Origin of the sequence: Anaplasma phagocytophilum str. Webster, assembly GCF_000964685.1 — a bacterium.
GTDB classification, from domain to species: Bacteria; Pseudomonadota; Alphaproteobacteria; order Rickettsiales; family Anaplasmataceae; genus Anaplasma; species Anaplasma phagocytophilum.
Genome location: NZ_LANS01000001.1, coordinates 1,077,526 through 1,097,076 on the forward strand (window position 1 = coordinate 1,077,526; position 19,551 = coordinate 1,097,076).

Consider the following 19,551-nt stretch of genomic DNA (forward strand, 5'->3'; position numbering starts at 1 on the left):
CCCATTATCAAGCTCCGCAGCTGTTTTGCAGTTTAACAGCATAGTAAACACAGAGGTACTTTCTACTTCTTCGGATGAGCTACACTTCTGAACTTGAGAATATGGAATTTGCTATGTGTAGTTTTGCGTTTCTCTCACAAATATCATAGATGTGTGTGAAGGTTTTAGCGGTTGCTGACGAGCATTCTATGGCATAGTTTATTGTTCGTGACTGTGTGTTGTCTCATGTGTACACTTGCCTGAATTTGCACAGGTCTGTATGTGAATTTGGGTAATGTGAGCGGTAGGATATTTGTAGTCCACAGTAGCGAACTATTTTGGGAAGTCGTCGCTAAATTTGTGGATTGCCGGAAAATTGACACTGTTGTTGTGCCCAATCGCAGTGATGCAGAATGCTTACAATTCTACTTTTCAAAGCAATGCGGAATAGAAGATAACATAGAGGTTTTGGCGTTTTCAGAAATTGTCAAGAGCGCATACGAGGATGATATAGAAGCCCGCGCAGGAGCACTGTTGTTATGCATGCAGTTTATAGAAGAATGGAATGCACTGCGCCATACAGACTATCCTGCAAGTTTGGCAAAAGAATTACTTTTGATGCTTGATGAAATCTATCTTAACTGTACTGATTTGGATCGATTGAGCACATCGTTAGAGGAGGAAGATCTCTTTGGGTACCGGTGTTTAACTTCAGAATTTTTAATCGACTTTGCCCGGTGGTGGAAAAGTACAGGGCATAGTAATGCATCAGCTATTGCACAAGTTGAAAGATTCTTCTCAGAATTGTGTTTATCAGGAAAGAAAGTTGCGGTGGCAGGCATAGCCTCTAATAGAGCATTTTCAGAACTTTTACGGTCAATTTTCGAGAGTATCTCCGAGAGCTTTATCATACTGCCAGACTTAGATTTGGAAATGCCTGAGAATAAATGGAAAACTCTGGAAATGGGGCATTATCAGTACCGTTTTATGAAGCTGCTTGATGAATTAGGAATAGGCAGAGAAGAAGTGAGTATTCTTGATCAACGGGATAAAAACCATCTCGTTGATCTAGCATTCAATTTTGAAATACCCAGCCTATCAGATGAGCGATACTGCCACATTAAGGAGCAACAAAACATTGAATTAGTGATATGTGGCTCAGAAAATGAAGAAGCGCGCAAGGTTATAGAGATTGCACAACGGTATTGTTGTGCGTCAGGGAATGATAGAGACGTATTTTGCGGCACCGAAAAAAATGCAAATAACGCGGTATCAACCAATAATACGGCATCAAGTAGTGCGCTAAATAACAATATAGCACTTTCTCAGTATGCGTCGGAGATCGCAGGCTATACACGGTCTATCCAGGGGGCATGTACGGTATTTTTAGGGAGTGATTCTTTATCGTCTAGAATATACTCTACTTTGTCATTGAGGGATACAGAGGAAGTTCGGTGCGATGATGAGCATGTTATTTCGACTCTTATGCTATGTGTTATAGAGGTTGTGGTATCAGAAGGCGATGCAGCGCACCTTTTGTCAATGATAAAACACGGCATGGTAACAATAGGCTATGAGGATAAAGAAGCATATGGGGCAGCAGTTTGTCAATTCGAAACAGAAATAATAAGAAAGCACGCCGTTTCAGGCTTTGAAGCAATTACTCATGCTGTATATGAAGTAGGAAGCGCAGAATCAAGGGAATATTGGCGCAGAGTAGTAGAAGCGATTGGGCCATTTATGGAACTAGATGGTAAACATTCTTTAGGCGAAATAATACAGGCCCATTTGAAAAGTATTAGGAATCTAGTTGGGGGAAATTCTGCATACGTTAAGAGGGATAACTGTGATGGAATCTTTGAGAATATAGAAGCATTCTTTAGAAACCTTACGGCCTACTGTAAGGGTAAGAAGATATTCACCGTACGCAACTATAAGCACATATGCAAGGATCTCTTGGAGTGTTATTTTAAGGATGCAAGGAACGATATATTCTCAGTGGGTTCAGTCAGGAGCGAAGTTGTAATTATATCTGGTTTTAACGAAGGAGGGTTTGCTCCGGTAAGACGAAGTTCATTACTCAACAATACCATCAGAAAAAAGCTAAAGATACCCACTGATGAAGGGTATAAAGGCATCTTCTTAAGTATATTGTATAATCTCTTTCATGCGAAACGTCTTTATATCACTAGATCAGTTGAAAGTTGTGGTAAAGTCACTGAAGCGCCACTTCTCATTAGGTACTTAGACTTTTTGTTATCATCTTTTTCCAATGCGTCTAAATCTTCTTCTGACAGTACAGTTTCTTCTGTAGATTTAAACATAGATAAATCCGCTTATCTCAGTAAGTTTCTTTGTGAACCTAATCCTAAGCTTGAAGTTAGGAGCCAGGTGTTTTCTGTATTAACTGCTGAGGCTTTGGGGATGCTGATTAGCAATCCTTACGCTTTCTATTCACGTTATGTTTTAGGCATCTATCCTGTAAAATCAGTAAATACCGGGAATATGGCGAAAAATTTTGCCGTTACAGTACGCAGTATATTTCTGCAATACTTAAAAAATATGGGCCTTGGCAGCGATTATAGCGCTCTGATAGATATCGCAAAGAGAGAGTTTGCTACTGTATGCAAGAGCTATCCGTACATTGAAAAATTATGGTGGCCAAGGTTTGAAGCGATGGCAGAGAATTTTTTTCAGGCCGATAGAGAAAGAAAATGTAACGTCTCTGCAATAGAAGTGGAGTCTGATTTTACTTGGGATGTAAGCGAGGGAATAAAGGTCATATCAAAGTGCGATAGTGTTTCGTATTTGAGGGATGGATCTCCATTGGTGGTATGTTACAAAATTGGTATGGTACCTTCTCAAGTTGACATACAGTGCGGATTTGCGTCTAGGGGCATAATTGACTCTATATGTGTTTCAGAAAGCAATGAGAAGAAAGATGCGTCTTTTGCGTACTGGAGAATTACACCGGAATCTGTAGAAATTACAGAGATTAAAGATCTTCCTGATGTTATAAAGGCTGCAAAGGAAGGGCTACAGAACTTTTTGGTAAAATTTCAGGAAGAAATGATACCATTTTACCCCCGTGAAGATTTTTCTAAGTTTGTGGAATATGAGCTTTTTTCCAGAATCAGAGAAAAGATACCACAATATGGCAGGCCGTATTAGTGCGTAAAACAGAAAATAGAGTGATGGGGATGATCAGAAGGTATTTATCTTCTTAGTTTACGCAATTGATTCATGTAAATTGTTTAGTATATATGCCGTTATCTGCACTTGTCATGTTTGTGGCGCTGTGTTACTTTTTGTCAAACTCATACTAATCGTAGAGGATAGGGTGTTTATCAAGACATGTAAGAGAGTTTTTTGCCTTAATGGTGTTGTGCTATCTACCCTTCTATGCAACGCAATAGAGCACTACGATTTTATGGTGTACGGTATAATGAGTAGTACCTTGAATAAGGTATTTTTCGTACAAGGTGAGCTTTTTTCCGGCACCAATAGCACGTATCTTGCTACGTTGATAGGTTTTTTGGTCTTTGCTGCTGCGTTTGTTTCTAGACCCTTGGGGGCTGTGTTTTTCGGATATGTAGGTGATAAAAAAGGCCGTAAGGTGGCGCTAACGCTCTCTACCGGTTTGCTGGTAACTTCTGTTTTAGGAATGGCATTACTCCCTACGCCGAAGGTTTGGGGCATTTTATCTATATTATTTTTGGCTCTTCTCAGAGTGGTTCAGGGTTTAGCTTTTGGAGCAGAGGTAGGAGGAGTGGTCCTGATGGCTGAGACTGTAGGCGGTAGGAAAGTGCATGCTATTTGGGTTGCGCGTATTTTCTCCACGACAGTGGGCACGATCTTGGGTGTGTTTGTTGTGCGGATGTGCGAGCTTATTCTATCTCCTGAGCATATGAATGATTGGGGATGGAGAATACCATTTTTTGCTGCTGTCCTTGTGAGTTTGCCGTTACCGTACTTGCGTAAGTTTCTCCATGAAAGTGCTGAGTACGTAGAATACAAAGCCAGTGGGCAACGGGAGAATATTTTTAAGTCTTTGTGCTGCAATATATCCTCTGTTTTGCTCATAATTTCTATGTCGGCGCTTTCATCAGGGTTTTTCTACATGTCTGTGGTGTATATGGACATTGTGCACAAGTCTATGTTTTTGGAGCATGAAATGTCCATGCTAGTTTTGGCCTTGGTAGCTTGTAGCAGTTTGGCGGTATTAGACTTTGCTAAAAGGAAAACTTGTTTTATCTTGATATTGCTTTCGATAGCCTTAACTGCCTATCCGACGGTTTATTTTATCGGCAAAGGCTACATGGTGGCACGTGTGCTGTATTTCTCGCTGTTGGGTTTGTATATTGGCTGGTATGGGTCGTTTATAGCGCTAATTTTTCCGGTAGGAGCTAGGCAGACCTGTTTTTCATTTGCATATAGTTGTGGATATTTGACGGGTGCTCTGTCGCCAGCGTTATGTTTATGGTTTTCTCACATCACGGGCAAAGACATAATGCCAGCGCTATATATAACATTTCTCTCATGTGTGATAGCTTTGATATTTACTTTCGGCGTACGTGTTGAAGGCGATCGGTATCGTCTTACGTTTTCAAAGTGCTAATTCAGTTGTATCACTGTATATCTCAAAGCTACGCAGTGGCAACGCGATATAACATTCTCTGATGGCGCTGATGTTTGTTTTTCTATGCACACACATAGAGGGGTGGTTCTATGTCTCGCGTTTTTCCAGGTGTTAGGTGAGTTTTAATAGGTGATCTTTGCGCTTTTGAGGGCGAGGGGCTGTACTCCCCAAGGCGTTAAGCTGCACGAGAAAATAAAATATAGCCTTTGTGCGATTATTGTAAATTTGGGAATAACGTACTGCTAGCGGCTTTAGAGAATATCGTGCTGCGGTTTGTTAGAATATTAGTTAATAAGGTGGCAACATCGCCAGTGGGTTCAGGCTGTCCAACATTTTCAATAGAGCGCTCTCTAATGCGTCTTTCGCACCTACTTTCAATGGTTTGCAAGGCATTTCTACATGCAGCCACCAAGATACGTGACTCGCCTGGGTTTATCATGCTATTGGTATTAAGAGATTGCAAGCATTGCTGTGTGCTAGTGAAATGTCCCATAATTTTTGACAAACACGCACTTGTAAAGGTATTGCAAAGACTACCGTCTCTTTTTCGGTTATTATTCAAATCTGTTACGCACTCCTGGAGGGACAGCGCAACGTCCATCATAGCATTACGGACAATGTCAGAATTTGTGGGATCTCCTTCTATATTCGCTGTTTTTCTGTACCAACTGTGCATTAAATGCATACAAGATATGCATTCCAACAGGTTTGCATATATGTGCTCTGCATCTTCAACTGCGCTGTCAAGAGTAGGTTTATCACTAGCAAAAGCATTTAGTTCTGTGCGCATTATGTCATAGGCCGCGCAAGCAATGCTACAGCTCATAATTGCTTCACTGCTACAGTTTGGTGCTTCTGAGACCGCCTTTGCGACCATAACAAGTGGTTCAAATTTTTGCTGTATGCAATCCTGAAGGAGAATTCTATTTTCCTGAGATGTCTCACGACATACCAGATAAGACATGCTCAAACTTACAGCTGAACTCTGTGCAACAATAGTACGGAGTCTCTGTATATTGCACTCCATGACAGGTTTTAGGGCATTTTGCAACGCGTCATCACTTATGGAATCAAATGCATTACATAGAGTCCGTGCTGCTCTCCTAAATCGCAGTACTGTTTTATGCATTGCAAGTTCTTTACCAAAGATCCGTGAAGGGTCATCGACTTTGTAACGCCCGAAATGCAACTGTAGTATTTCAATCACATTCGAAGCATAACTGAGAGCATCATTCAGATGTCCAGCTAGTAAGTTATTGGGGCTCAGCAAAAGTTTTGGATTACTTGAAAGCTTGGATAGACCATATAATATATCATATGGTAGGCTGCTGTGTTCTAAATGACATGCTTGCCGAGAAAGATCACTTAACTTCAATGCAACTTCGTCGAGCAGTTGAAAATCAATCTGCTCTGATATATCAGGTGTAGCACTATCAACATCGGTACTGGTAGCATCAAGACCTGCAGCACCAGCAGCATCAGCACCGGCAACATCAAGGACTGCAGCATCAGCGTCAGAAGGTGGATTTCTCAGTGCTTCAGCTTCTTCCAGAGCAACTTTTACTGCGCAGTGAGCTTTTCGTATTCTTTTTTTAACAATGCTAAAAACCTCTTCAGAAGACTTTTTACCATGTCTTACTCTTCTCGTGCTGCGATAACTGTACAAGGGTTCTCCTGTTAGAGTTCTTCTCCCTGGAGCTCTTTGTGTACTAGGCTGACCTAATGGATTTCCATGATTATGCACCGCGGCACCCCATATACGCGACAATATTCTCTATAATCATGATCACAAGGAAAGCAAATGACTGTCAAGACACTATCTACACGAGGATCTACCTTAGGGATTATATGGAGCATGCCTTAACTTTTTCTCAGTGTCTGGAGCGATGAAGTGATGTCTAAAAGGGAAGTACATGTATGTGGTGTTGGGTTTTAGCAGAGATAGTCGTGGAATTACGCATAGCACATAGACATAACAAGGCACCGCATATTCTTCACCATTGGGAATTATACGGAGTATACCTTAACTTTTTCTCAGTGTTCGGGTGATGAAGTAATATCCAGAAGTAAAGTGCATGGATGTGGTGTTGGGTTTTAGTGGTGATAGTTGTGGAACTATGTATAGCGCACAGAACCAACAAGGCCCACGTATGCGAGGATCTGCCGTTAGGAATTCCACATAGTATACCTTAACTTTTTCTCAGTGTTTAGGTGATGCAGTAATATCCAGAATGAAAGTGCAGGGATGTGGTATTGGGTTTTTCGAATTTTGGAAGAAGAGTATAGTGGCAAGATTATATGCAGCACATGTGAGTACAAAGGCTGTTGTAAGAATATTAGAGCGTTATAATATTCGTGCAACAAGAGAACATATGCCTGTAAAACTACTCGTATAATCCGGTATCCATTGGGTATTGTAACTACATAATAATTTCAGAAGACATAAATCCTGCAATGCTAGAGGAAGGCTTTTTTGCCATTAGACTCTATACTTGGCGTGCAACTTTCAGAGCAAATATTCTCTTCGGAATTATTCTGAATGTGTCTCAGTTCTGTAAACTGTTCCATCACATAAAAGCGTGCAGCATACAACACTTAGTAGGTCTGATGTTGTTACCTATTTGCTAGTGCTACGGGATTATTGTATGCATTTGCCGTGTTGACAGCTTTTCTTGTTTCATATTTTTTAAGGTAGCATACAACACAAATCAACGTACCCTATCTTTATTTTAAAGTGCGCTGCCTCTTGTGAGCAGCGTTGTACCCCGCTATTAGCGGTATTTGTAACGTTTCCAGCTTTTTTCTTTTTTATACTTTTAGGTATGCATCATATAACGAACATTACCCGTTTAATCCCATCTTCAGTGGTGCTGCAATCCGTATAGTCAAAGAAAAAGTACATCTTATGGAAAAGTGATGAGTTCTTTTAGATGCGCAAAGTGGAAGGGCTAAGAGTGATGAACGCTGCTTTTTCGTACCACAATGGTGTTGTGATATGTGTTCAGCACTATGCCAAGGGCTATAAAAGTGAGCTTTGACACGAGCAGGTGCATTCTAGGACAATACTGCTTTAGAGATGTGTATAGTATGCAAAATAGACTCCGTATAATTAAACATATACAAATACAAACCATTTGTTATTCTAAACACGTAGCCGTATATAGCATGTACACTGCCATCATGTGTTTATCCCATGGGAGGATAGGGTAATAATTTGTGCCTTAGCTTCTTGTAAGCTCCGCTGATTTTTTGTTACTATCAAGTTTTTTCTTAATATGGTAAGAATATTCTCACTCATGTACTGTTTCCAGAACCGCAGAGGTTACCAGCTCCAAAATCTATATAAGAGGCTTTGTATCCGAGCACGTTTTGATATAAGGCCATGGCTTGGTATAGAGCAACAATTGGAAGTAGAGACGTTTCTTCTAAGAGTTTTATAATGCACAAAGTCCTACAATGGATTTTTGTAACAGATTACAAGATGGAAAGCATATTTTTCTTGCATACACACTCCTTTCTTGACAATTGAGAAACACCTCTTGTATTGTACTGTTCTTGTACTGTTCTTGTACTGTTCTTGTACTGTTCTTGTACTGTTCTTGTACTGTTCTTGTACTGTTCTATATTCCTTACCTGAATCTTATGAAAAAATTTATTCTTTCTCGTTTATTAATATTCTAGCCCTTTTCATATCCTTATGCTCTACATATTTTTCCCCTTTGGAAGCGAGTTTTTTAATTTTTCTATGGTCTCTGTTATTTTCCTGCTTCCTGAAGCACTAACGAATATATTCTCTTGATACTTTTCTATCTCTTCCCCCAGCGCGCATAATAACTGATGTCACAAAACTGCTTAGCCCTACTCGTTTTTTACCACACTTTCTTTCTTCAGAATACATAGGATCACTATGATCGACTTTAGTACGCATGTACTTAGCTCGTCGCCTACGTAGTCAGTTATGCTTTTTCTATTGTAAATAAATTATAATTTCACCCTACTAGATGTGGCATACTATTATACGCTTCTTTCACTCGTTGAAGAGGCTACCGCTTCAGTTCAACCACCCACCATACAGTCATTATTAAGCCCGTTTATAACTCTGATCACAGAGCAGTCCGCTTGAGAAGGTGAGTACTTGAATGAAAAACCTTCCATTGCTTCTTAATCCACTACTGCTCAATTTACTAAAAACTATCTTGAAACATAGAACTCTCCTTATATTTTCAGCCATTAAAATATGGCTCTAGCTTCTTCTTTTCAGTTTCACAATCTATTTCTAGTGCTCTTCGGTAGCTCATTAAATAATTACAGCATTTCTAATACCTTACTTACATATAATTCAGAAAATGATTCACTACTGCAAAATAAATCTGTCGACGGTTTTCTTTTTATCTATGATGACGCTTTACTTTTATCTCCGACATCTTTAACTTCTGTGCTTAATAACGCTAATATTTCGTCAATTATTCCCTCAGGTTCTTTTACTTCGCGTCTTCCTTTACGTGTGTTGATGCACCTCTCCTCTAACTTTTCTATTGTTTTTTTCATGTTATTAAACACAACCACATCATTTATTTGATTTGGTAAAGTGTCAGTTTGTATTCTGCAAAGAGAATCGCGCGCAATCCGTACTAAGTTAAGAAAAGATCCAGAATAAGCTACATCTTCTATTCGCTCTTCTTCCAAACTCCCAACATATCTAAAGAGCAAGTCTTTTAGCACTATAACGTATAAGCTAATATCATCCACGCAAGGAGAGGCAGGTTCACAATCTAAGCACCTTAATGTAAGTGCATGCCCCGCTGCTATAGTTCTTAAAAGATGGCAAGTAAAAAACTCCTTGTCGCTAATATCAGTGTCTCTATGTCTTTCATTCTCATAATAGTCTTTAAAGTCTTTTTCTATATCTTTTGTCGCTTGATTTATGATTTTATTCAATATACCACAAGGATTTGTTTCGTTTATCTTTATTTCCAACTTCTGTATCGGCATAAACAGGGTACTAAAAGAGTTTAAAAGCATACACCTATCGGGCCAGATGATTTCTGGCCCTAACATGTGTGCAAAGACACGGAGCTCTTCCAGACTGCTAACTACATAAGACTTCGTAATGCGTATTCCGAGAAACCCCTCTTTATCTTCTATAAGGTGCGAAAATGCCTTTTCAGGAAGCGCAATCCAAGAATCCAAAAGAGCGTCTAACTTAAGACATAATCGGGTACGTGCCTCAAAAATACCCTTCCTATCAATTTTCCCAGATCCTACAGTGTAACATTCATGATTCTGAATAAAACCTATAGCAGCAGCAAGATAGGAAGAAGCAGAACATGCTTTGAAACAATCAATTCCCATGCGCATGTTTTCAGGAAACGGCCTTTCTCGTAACATTACAATCTCATTCAATGCCGCTAGTAATAGCGTAACGTGCCGTTTAGCATCTTCAATAAGAATTTTTCCTAAATCATCAGGTGCCTGACATGCTGCAGTTAGTTTATCATACACAACGGACATAAGCTGCGCAGCATGACGAGCGCGCTCTATATAAACAGAGTTTTTACCGGAAGCTTCCTCCGCTAATTTCACACCATCGTTCCACAGAACTTCAGGGAGCTTACTAATTGACTTCTCTAACGCATAACATACCTTCATAGCAACACCCTTCTGTGATATCTTTCCCCGCCGTATGCCGTTACTGACAGCCTCATAAAATCTACCTGCTGGCAGCCACCAACCCATATACATCTTGGGCATAACTATACCTTAACGCACCTGTAGGCAGTATAGAGACGTTTTTATACAATGCACAAGAAATATATTAATTTTTTAAGAATTATTAAAAGAAAGACATCTGTCAGGCACATTTGTACAAGATGTGTCAATGACCGAAAGATGTTTTAACTCTATCTATTAATTTCAACAATTAACAGACTTAGAGAAATTTGCCGTCGGAAAACGGCCCTTACTATGCTCAAACCATTGTGCGCACCTTTGAGATGCGCACAGCAATACCACGCAACAGCTCTACAACTACTAAATGTATAAAGAAGGTGCGGTAGCAGCGGTTGGTGCAACTTCCTCAACCGATAGGGCATCCCATCCTGCACCAGGTGCTGGTTCGATAAGATCAGGTTCAGCAACTTGTTCTGCGACGCAACGCTCTGAAGCACGCATTATTCCGTTACGCAGTCTAGCTAACGCCTCACGATCGCGATTACTCGGTAAGGCAGACGCATCTACTCCATCAAGAGATTCCCGCGCAGCACATAAGCACCCAAGAACATCACCAAAATGGAGGTTAGCCTCAGCATCACTACTGTATTCACTATGCCGGTTATAGCAGCATGACTTATAGTAGCTCTTAACAAGCTGACCCGCACACTTGACAATATCTGTAGTGCATGGAGGAAATGCAGGAGCATTATTCGCGCAGCTAGCAAGCAACCTCAGTGCAGATCCTGCAGTACACAATGTAGCAGAAGAGATAACATCCTCGGCATTCATCTCCTTATCACTAGTGTGTTGATCCTGAGTATATCCTTCGATAGCTTTCTCACTATTTTCTATGAGACGGTTAGCGAGCAGGCAATGTAATGCTGTTTGAGCACGAATATCAGGTGCTTGGGAAAGTATTGAGATCATCACTTTTACAGGTGCGAGCACAGCTGCAAAACTTTTCTGAATACACTCGCGACTTAAGTCATCAGCCATATGATCTATTGTAGAGGCTATGGCACGAAGCTCCTCTAGGGAGAGTAGTAACGATGCCTTTGCAGTAGAATTGACGGCAAAGTCGTACTCACCAACCCCTTGAGTAACGCATAGAAAAGCATCTTCTGGAAGAGACTCAACTAGATCCACTAATGAATCTAAATACCCGCACAGTCGTGCTCTAGTATCATCGGTGTTCTTTTCCACGGGATGTGCATTATCTTGCAAAATACACAAAGCTGAGGCAATGTTAGTAGATGCAGCACTTATGGCCGCGGCATGTTCTCCTGCTTCGCCTTGCATCGGCATTAACCCATGACGGCACTTAGAAAGACATAGCAACGCAATCTGTAAATTGTCTATGTAACTATAGTTTTCATCAACTAGCACCTGTTTTATATCATCTGCGGTACCCTCCCGTGCTAGACAAAGATCATTGTACGCCTTCTCTAAATTATCCAAAGCTGTCTGAAGTAATGGATGAGGCTCTTCCTCAGAGGTTTCTACCACTTCTTGCAACTTTGATATAGACTTTTCCAATAACCAGCTGAGATACACAGAAACAGCCCGATGCGTGAGCTTTCCATTCTTTATCTCATCTACTACGCGACTATAAACTCTGTAGGTTTTTGACTCATAAACCATCGAAGAATGCATAACAACACTACCGTAACACATATGCCCACATATATCATGCGTGTCATGTAACTTTCAAGGGAATAACATTCGTGTTATAGCTTTCAACAATTGCCGGTTTCACAAAATTTACATTGTGCACACGCACGCAAAAATATGGGTAATAGCTTTAATATGACCGTGATAAACGCTTACATATGGAATGAAGAACCTGGGATGATAGAGAAACTTTGTGCAGCGCTATGCTACAGAGAAGTTTCTTAATCTCGAAGACCTCACTTAAAACATTGCCGAAGCACTACTCAGTATTTTAAAGACTAGAATATCCCCGTTGATGGGAACGGCTTTGCCGGCAGAATAAACGCCTAAATGTAGAATAAAACAGCACGAACATTAGCTCAAATATAGGTGCCATGCTGCACACATGGTCGATAGGGCAGGTGAGTCCATTTTCTTTCAAGTACTTCAAGATGAAGCCGAAAATCTTACACAGACAGATCGCTTGTGTTAGAATAATAACATAGACGTTACTATAGCCAAAAGTTCCCTCATCAAAGGCCTAAGCTTTGATGTTACAAACTGTCCTTTTGCAAACAAGGCACTGGAAATATTCACGATTCCGGCTTAGAAGAGACTATCATCGACAGATGAGAGACTTAGAACAAGTAAATACTATTTCATGTTACATGTAAAAAGCAGTAAGTAGTTATACAGAGCGTACAACAACGTGCACCACACTAGCAAAATGAAAGGAATAATCTATGAGAATTAATGCAAGCATAACAAGCTGCTTGTAGAAACTGCCGTACGCACCTGCAAAGGCGCGCACAGCAATACCGTAAAATGAATCTACAACTACTAACTAATGATGCAAATCAGGAGAAGCGCCAGCAGCCAGCCCCCAATCCCTCAATCGACAGAGCATCCCATCCTGCACCGAGCGCTGAATCAAGAAGATCAGGCTCAGAGCACTGTTGCATGATGCATCGCCGAGAAGCTTGCATTATTGCTTCACGAATTCTAGAGTATGTCTCAGCATCACGATGACTCGGCAAATCAGACGGATCTACTTCGTCGAGAGCTTCACGTGCTTTGTTTAAAGCAGGAAGTATATTGTTGGCACCATGAGGGTTAGCCAGGTCTATGGATTCACAGGTACCCAAATGTGAATATACCTCACGCAGCATGCCACTACACCGTATCACATACTCAGAAGACGATGGTCTCTCCTCTGGTGGCACAGAAACGCAACTAGCAAGCAGGTGACGTGCACTTGTGAACGCACGTATAACGTTATTACTAAGAAACTCTTTGTCACTTACGTCAAAATCGCGAGTATGGGTATTGCTGACATAACCATCAAACACTTCCTGGATAGTATACATCATTTGACTAGCCAGCGCACAACTCCATGACGCTCTGGAACTAATATTTTTTCCTCTAATCCCACATATTACTCGTTTTATTGAATATAGCACAAGTTCTAACGCGCCTTGCACACATCCTCTAGCATCTTTGTCAGCACTGTCATGCGTAGTGTACACCAACGCGCGTGCCTCTTCTACAGCCAACAATAATGCATTTCTTACCTCAGATGGGGAAATAAACCCAGTCGAGCCCCGTACTGAGCGAAGTAATGCACGGCCAGGAATTAGCTCAATAGTACCACTAAGTGAGTCTAGCAATACACACAATCTATCTCTTGTATTGACCGATGCTTCATCTGGAAGACCAAGATTTGACTGGAGAATAGATAGAGCCGAGGCGGCATTGTAGGAAGCGGCACTTATTTCAGTAACAGATGCTCCTGCCGGCCCTTCATTAGGCAACGATTTACTACGTGCAAGCGCAAGGTAAAGCAACACAGTGCGCAATTTAGAAATATGTTCACGACCATTATCAACTAGCGCCTTTTTTATATTGTTGGCAGTACCTTCACGCGCCCTATAAATATTACTGTATATATCCCTTACGTTCTGCAAAGCCATCTTGACGAGAGATGAAGGGATCCCTTCTTCAGAGGCTTCTACAACTCTGTGCAACCTTTCTAGAGCCTGTTCCAACAACCAAGACGTACGCACAGCAACAGCGCGCTCCGTAAACTCACCACTTCTGAGACTCTCTTCTACATTACTATAAACTCTATAGGTTTTAGATATAGGATCTATGAAACTATGCATAACAGCACCATAACATACACACATTCGTGTATAACATGTTATTAGTATAGCTTTCAAAGGGAAACGCTACTTTAATGAGCTGTAGCGAGAATTTGCGATATAGATAGTTGTTTTGTTTGTAGTTACAGATAGCGGCAGAGTTGTCTGCTTTTCTGCCTACTAGCATTACCATAATACATACTTCAGTGCGGAGGTAAGATTTAGGTCAAAAATCCAAGTACATTTATTGTGGTATTGCCTGCCTAAGCGGCACAAATTTGCTGACCCTGAATAAGCAACTAAGCACTATGACATGTTTAAGTAGTATGCGAGCGCGTTTGTTTTCAAGGTCTTTGAAGCAGTTTTACCAAATGAAAAGAGCAGTATATGGTGCCGTGAACAAGATCTATAACAAATTGATATACAAAACGCACGCTGTGTCCCGATATAAAACTACATACATGTGCAGAGTCTTAGGTAACGGGGAAGAACAACGCAAGCGCAACTAGTTAGAAAAACGGTGCAATGCTCACTCCAGCATGAAAAGATCTCGACAAAAGAAGGGTACAGACTCCTGAACCACACATCTAAATTCTAGCTTAGAAGAGAGACCGTTCTCTATAGGTGAGAAATCTAGAACAAGTAAACACCACTACATGTCCACCATAAACAGTCCATAGTTATACAGAGCATGTAACAACGTGCACCACACAGCAAAATAAAAGGGCTAATCCCTAAGAATTAATGCAAGCAAAACAAGCTGCTTGTAGCAACTGCCGTACGCACCTACAAAGGCGCGCACAGCAATACCACAAAATGAACCTACAACTACTAATTAATGATGCAAATCATGAGAAGCTCCAGCAGCCCCCAATCCCTCAATCGACAGATCATTCTGTCCTGTACTAGGTGCTAGATCAAGATAATCAGGCTCTAACTGTCTCATGATGCATCGTCCAGAAGCTTGCTCTATTGCTTTACGAAGCCTATCGTATATCTCAGTATCACGATTACTAGGCAAAGTAGACCGGTCTACTTTGCCTAGAGCTTCACGTGCTTTGTTCAAAGCAGGAAGTATATTATTGACATCATGTGGATCAGCCAGGTCTATAAATGCACGGGCACTTAAATGTGAGTATAGATCATACAGTGCGCTAGAACACTCTATAATAGAAGGCACACACGGCAGTTCTGAAGCCGCAGATATGCAACTATAGCACAGGCTACGTGCGGCTGCATATGCAGATACAATAGTAGTACTCATATACATTTCGTCGCTGAGGTCAGAATCGCGAGCGTGGGTGCCATTTACGTAATTCTCAAACATAGCTTGGATCCTGGCAAGCGCCTTATTAGCCAGTGTACAACTACAGGATGCTCGAGCAGTAACACCTGGTGCATCAGAAACTCTACGTATTGCTTCTCTAATATTTTCTAGCAAAGCTTCAAAGCTATCTCCTAAACATACTCTAGCAGCAGTGTCAGTATCTGTGTGCACAGTGTAAGCCAGAGCACGCAATTCTTCTACTGCGAACAGAAACGCGCATCTCGCATCGTATACACTAGCAAACCCAGCAGAACCCTGAGCTAAGTGCATAAAAGCACTATCAGGCATTGCAGTAACAGAATCACTAAGTGAGTCTATCAACATACACAATCTGTTTCTTGTATCGGATGATACCCTATCGGGAAGACTTCGATTTGTCTGGAGAAGAGTGATAACCGAGGCGATATTAGAGGAGGCAGTACAGAAGCTAGAAACGTCGTCGCCTACAGGTCCTTCTAGAGGTAATGACCCATCGCGGAAACGTGAAAGATGAAACAACGCACTGCGACATTGAAAAAGATACTGATCACAATTAGCAGATAGTGCTTTCACTATATCATCATGAGTACCTGCTCGTGCCTGATAAATATCATTATATACCTCTTCCATACGATCTAGAGCTAGCTGAACGAACACATAACCATCCGGTCCAGATGTCTCTAGAACTGCACGCAACTCATTTATAGACCTTTCCAGCAACCAGCTACAATATACAGCAACAGCTCTATGCGTAAGCCTATCATCTTTGATCTCACCTGCTACACGACTATAAACCCTGTAGGTTTTTGAATTATAAATCATTGAACTATGCATTACATAACCATAACATACACACACTTGTGTATAACATGTTATTAGTGTAGCTTTCAAAGGGAAATGCTACATTAAACTATAGCTAGAATTTGTAAGACAGATAGTTGTAAATTCTTTCGGCCTGCCACCTGTTAGCATTACCATAATACATGCTTAAGTGAGGAGGTAAGATTTATGTCAAAAATCCAAGTACATTTATTGTGGTATTGCGTACTTCAGCAGCACAAATTTGCCGACCCTGAATAAGCAACTAAGCACTATGACATGTTTAAGTAGTGTGCAAGTGCGGTTGCTTCCAAGGTTTTAGAAGCAGTTTTACCAAGTAAAAAGAGCAGGGGAATTTTTGTGTAACGCGGCGGACAAGAGCTGTTTTTTCAAATCAGCGTATCGTAATTGTAACTAAAAAGGGCCTGCCCAAAAGTAGTCACTGAGATTTATTACGTCAACGTAACCTCATAGTGCCACTACAAAGCACTTCTGATGGAGTATTGAACGAAGTTACTCTATGCCTTTTCTTCAATTTTACTATCAACATGTATCTGATTTGACGTACAACTGTTGATGAGGTGTAAAAAGGCATACTACTGAAACGGTTATATACTGCCTTTATTAAAAAGGCTTATGTTCGACCTCTGTCAATATGATTCCGTCTGAGACAACCATGTTCAATAGCGTTTTACGGACCTAGACATGAAAGCTCGTTGCTTTGTATACAAGGTTTACTGCTTGTAAACGCATATGGCCATATGCGTAATTCCTAACTACACCCAACCAAGCCCATCATGCATTGCATTTACCACCAAACACCCACCTCTACAACTATAACGAGCCATGACACAAGTAGTCAACTATTGATTTCTTAAAAAATATTGGGATTTGATCAATAAAAAGAAGCAATACCTAAAGAAGAAAATATGCCTTGCTATGAAGATAATAATGTGCACTTCTATAGAGTATTCACTCCCTTACATCGGCTATTAGGGCTTTTATACAGTACACTTTTACGAAGGCACGGTGCCGTCTATGTGCAAGCACCGTTTTTCGCTAATTGGTAGAAAAATTACCTACTATAGTATGTGATACCCCATGGAATCTGCAACTACACTTGGATAAGCAGCTTCGACGTTAGTAGATGGGAAATCCCAGTCTTGAGGATTAGCACAATCACATTCTGCAGGAACGCCATACTCAGGATTTCCCATGCACTGCTGCTTTACGCATACTGCTGCTGCTTCGCACAGTGTCTTCCTAACATTATTCAATAACTCCCCATGCAGTTCTGGGTTTGGTAATGAATGCACATCTATATCTTCGAGTAAAAGTTGAGCATCAGCTATTAAACCTGTTATATAAGAGACAGCATTCGCATCTCCCAGAGATTTAACCTCATTGAGACTTCTGCCACGAAGTACAGATAGTGCTGCTTGTAATTTTGCTCCGACACCCAAAACAGTGCGCTTACAGTTCTCAATATCACCTTCTGTTACTGTTGGTATTGTATTGAAAGAAGTGTGCACTGCGTGCGTGGTAGACACAGCTTCTAAAAGCATTATGGAAAGGCAATGACCATCTCCAACGTCACTATCACGTTGGTGCGTACCCTCTGCATTACGTCTGTGCTCGTCATAAGCACACTTCATTGCAGCACGTACCACTGAAGTGCAGAATGCAGTTGTGGAACAGTCAAGCACAGGCAATTTGGCTATACACTGTAGCAAATCTTCTGCTACAAAGAAGGCACCCGACACGCTTTTACGGGATACTTCCCCTTCATTATCGCGAATTAAGTCAGAGAGAGCAGAAGCTTCCTTCAAGATAGCATACGCCATTTCTCGTATTTTTTCTCCTGAGCCACCCTCATAAAACATCTCTATCGAGGACTGCAACGAAGTTTCTGGTATCGAACGAACAGCACTATATGACGCATTAATACATCTACTAATACGTCGTTTAGTTTCTGTGACTTCTGAGCTTTTTTCTACTACCACATTTCCGGTCGCGAGCGTATGTGCACCACGTAGCAAAGCAATTGCATCTGTTAGAGCCACTACGGCATTGGACACATAGCAAATTATATTAGAATTCTTTTCCTTAAGGGGATTTACAGAGCGGCGCGATTGACTGAGGTCATGCAGTGCCTGCATACACCGCTGGGCAAGTGATTTTCCTTTCTCCCGATAAAATTTAGAAGCTATTTCTTCGCTTTGATCCTCATTCCACTCTATATCTCGTATGGCATCATCAACTACTCTCACTAAATTGTAAAGACCTACTTGGACCAAGAGAAGCTGTTCCCCATCGAGGTGGGTGCCATCAGGACCGATTTTCTCACCAATGCCTTGTGCTCTTTCTACAGATTCTGCTGACGTATCCAAAGCACGCACCAGCACCTTGAGTGCCTCAAAATAAGACACATTCCCACCTTGCAATCCCGCGATTACGCCCTTGCAAACGGGCTCATGACCAAGTCCATGCATTGCATTTACCACCAAACACCCACCTCTACAACTATAACGAGCCATGACACAAGTAGTCAACTATTGATTTCTTAAAAAATATTGGGATTTGATCAATAATTTGATCAATAAAAAGAAGCAATACCTAAAGAAGAAAATATGCCTTGCTATGAAGATAATAATGTGCACTTCTATAGAGTATTCACTCCCTTACATCGGCTATTAGGGCTTTTATACAGTACACTTTTACGAAGGCACGGTGCCGTCTATGTGCAAGCACCGTTTTTCGCTAATTGGTAGAAAAATTACCTACTATAGTATGTGATACCCCATGGAATCTGCAACTAAACTTGGATAAGCAGCTTCGACGTTAGTAGATGAGAAGCCCCACGCTCTAGGATTAGCACAATCAAATTCTACAGGAACGCCATACTCAGGATTTCCCATGCACTGCTGCTTTACGCATACTGCTGCTGCTTCGCACAGTGTCTTCCTAACATTATTCAATAACTCCCCATGCAGTTCTGGGTTTGGTAATGAACTCACATCTATAGCTTCAAGTAACAGTTTAGCATCAGCTAGTAGCCCTGTTATATGAGAAAAAACATTTGCATCTCCCAGAGATTTAACCTCATTGAGACTTCTGCCACGAAGTACAGATAGTGCTGCTTGTAATTTTGCTCCGACACCCAAAACAGTGCGCTTACAGTTCTCAATATCACCTTCTATTACTGTTGGTATTGTATTGAAAGAAGTGTGCACTGCGTACATGGTAGACACAGCTTCTAAAAGCATTGGGAAAGGTTACAACCGCTTCCAAAGACATTATCATTG

Annotated in this window: 10 protein-coding genes; 3 read left to right on the top strand and 7 right to left on the bottom strand. The window is 41.1% G+C overall.

All coding sequences use genetic code 11. The features are described from left to right. Window positions 1-261: 261 nt before the first annotated feature. Together APHWEB_RS04445 and APHWEB_RS04450 are read left to right on the top strand one after the other, a co-directional pair. Window positions 262-3,150, top strand: a complete 2,889-nt coding sequence (locus APHWEB_RS04445) for a PD-(D/E)XK nuclease family protein (protein ID WP_020848984.1) — start codon at window positions 262-264, stop codon at window positions 3,148-3,150. Between the two features lie 169 nt (window positions 3,151-3,319). Then, window positions 3,320-4,597 carry an MFS transporter gene (locus tag APHWEB_RS04450; RefSeq protein WP_011450941.1) on the top strand — a complete coding sequence of 426 codons (1,278 nt, stop codon included), beginning with the start codon at window positions 3,320-3,322 and terminating at the stop codon, window positions 4,595-4,597. A gap of 235 nt (window positions 4,598-4,832) precedes the next feature. On the opposite strand, the gene APHWEB_RS04455 is transcribed toward APHWEB_RS04450, so the two are convergent. Next, window positions 4,833-6,362: a hypothetical protein gene (locus APHWEB_RS04455; protein ID WP_020849361.1), complete on the bottom strand. Its 1,530-nt coding sequence runs from the start codon at window positions 6,360-6,362 to the stop codon at window positions 4,833-4,835. Window positions 6,363-6,849: 487 nt separating this feature from the next. On the opposite strand from APHWEB_RS04455, the gene APHWEB_RS06810 reads away from it, so the two are divergent. Further along, window positions 6,850-7,014: a hypothetical protein gene (locus APHWEB_RS06810; protein WP_011450939.1), complete on the top strand. Its 165-nt coding sequence runs from the start codon at window positions 6,850-6,852 to the stop codon at window positions 7,012-7,014. A gap of 1,996 nt (window positions 7,015-9,010) precedes the next feature. Here the strand turns inward: APHWEB_RS06810 and APHWEB_RS04460 are convergent. The 6 genes from APHWEB_RS04460 to APHWEB_RS04485 all read right to left on the bottom strand — a co-directional run bounded on the left by APHWEB_RS04460 (window position 9,011) and on the right by APHWEB_RS04485 (window position 19,512). Beyond that, a complete protein-coding gene (locus APHWEB_RS04460; RefSeq protein WP_210164997.1) occupies window positions 9,011-10,354 on the bottom strand; it encodes a hypothetical protein in 1,344 nt (447 codons plus the stop codon). 294 nt (window positions 10,355-10,648) lie between these two features. After that, window positions 10,649-11,983, bottom strand: coding sequence for a hypothetical protein (locus APHWEB_RS04465; RefSeq protein WP_011450935.1), 1,335 nt, complete (start codon window positions 11,981-11,983; stop codon window positions 10,649-10,651). Between the two features lie 854 nt (window positions 11,984-12,837). Then, window positions 12,838-14,142, bottom strand: coding sequence for a hypothetical protein (locus tag APHWEB_RS04470; protein ID WP_133121382.1), 1,305 nt, complete (start codon window positions 14,140-14,142; stop codon window positions 12,838-12,840). A gap of 814 nt (window positions 14,143-14,956) precedes the next feature. After that, on the bottom strand, window positions 14,957-16,261 hold the full coding sequence (locus APHWEB_RS04475; protein WP_155237140.1) for a hypothetical protein: 1,305 nt from the start codon (window positions 16,259-16,261) through the stop codon (window positions 14,957-14,959). Between the two features lie 1,067 nt (window positions 16,262-17,328). Then, on the bottom strand, window positions 17,329-18,753 hold the full coding sequence (locus APHWEB_RS06950; protein ID WP_226988806.1) for a hypothetical protein: 1,425 nt from the start codon (window positions 18,751-18,753) through the stop codon (window positions 17,329-17,331). A gap of 276 nt (window positions 18,754-19,029) precedes the next feature. Then, window positions 19,030-19,512, bottom strand: coding sequence for a hypothetical protein (locus tag APHWEB_RS04485; protein ID WP_020849356.1), 483 nt, complete (start codon window positions 19,510-19,512; stop codon window positions 19,030-19,032). Window positions 19,513-19,551 lie beyond the last annotated feature (39 nt).

Bases quoted from the DNA above. Each gene is read 5' to 3' on its own strand.
- APHWEB_RS04465 (WP_011450935.1), bottom strand. From the start codon at position 11,983: ATGCATTCTTCGATGGTTTATGAGTCAAAAACCTACAGAGTTTATAGT.
- APHWEB_RS04470 (WP_133121382.1), bottom strand. From the start codon at position 14,142: ATGCATAGTTTCATAGATCCTATATCTAAAACCTATAGAGTTTATAGT.
- APHWEB_RS04485 (WP_020849356.1), bottom strand. From the start codon at position 19,512: ATGCTTTTAGAAGCTGTGTCTACCATGTACGCAGTGCACACTTCTTTC.
- APHWEB_RS06810 (WP_011450939.1), top strand. From the start codon at position 6,850: ATGAAAGTGCAGGGATGTGGTATTGGGTTTTTCGAATTTTGGAAGAAG.
- APHWEB_RS04475 (WP_155237140.1), bottom strand. From the start codon at position 16,261: ATGCATAGTTCAATGATTTATAATTCAAAAACCTACAGGGTTTATAGT.
- APHWEB_RS04460 (WP_210164997.1), bottom strand. From the start codon at position 10,354: ATGGGTTGGTGGCTGCCAGCAGGTAGATTTTATGAGGCTGTCAGTAAC.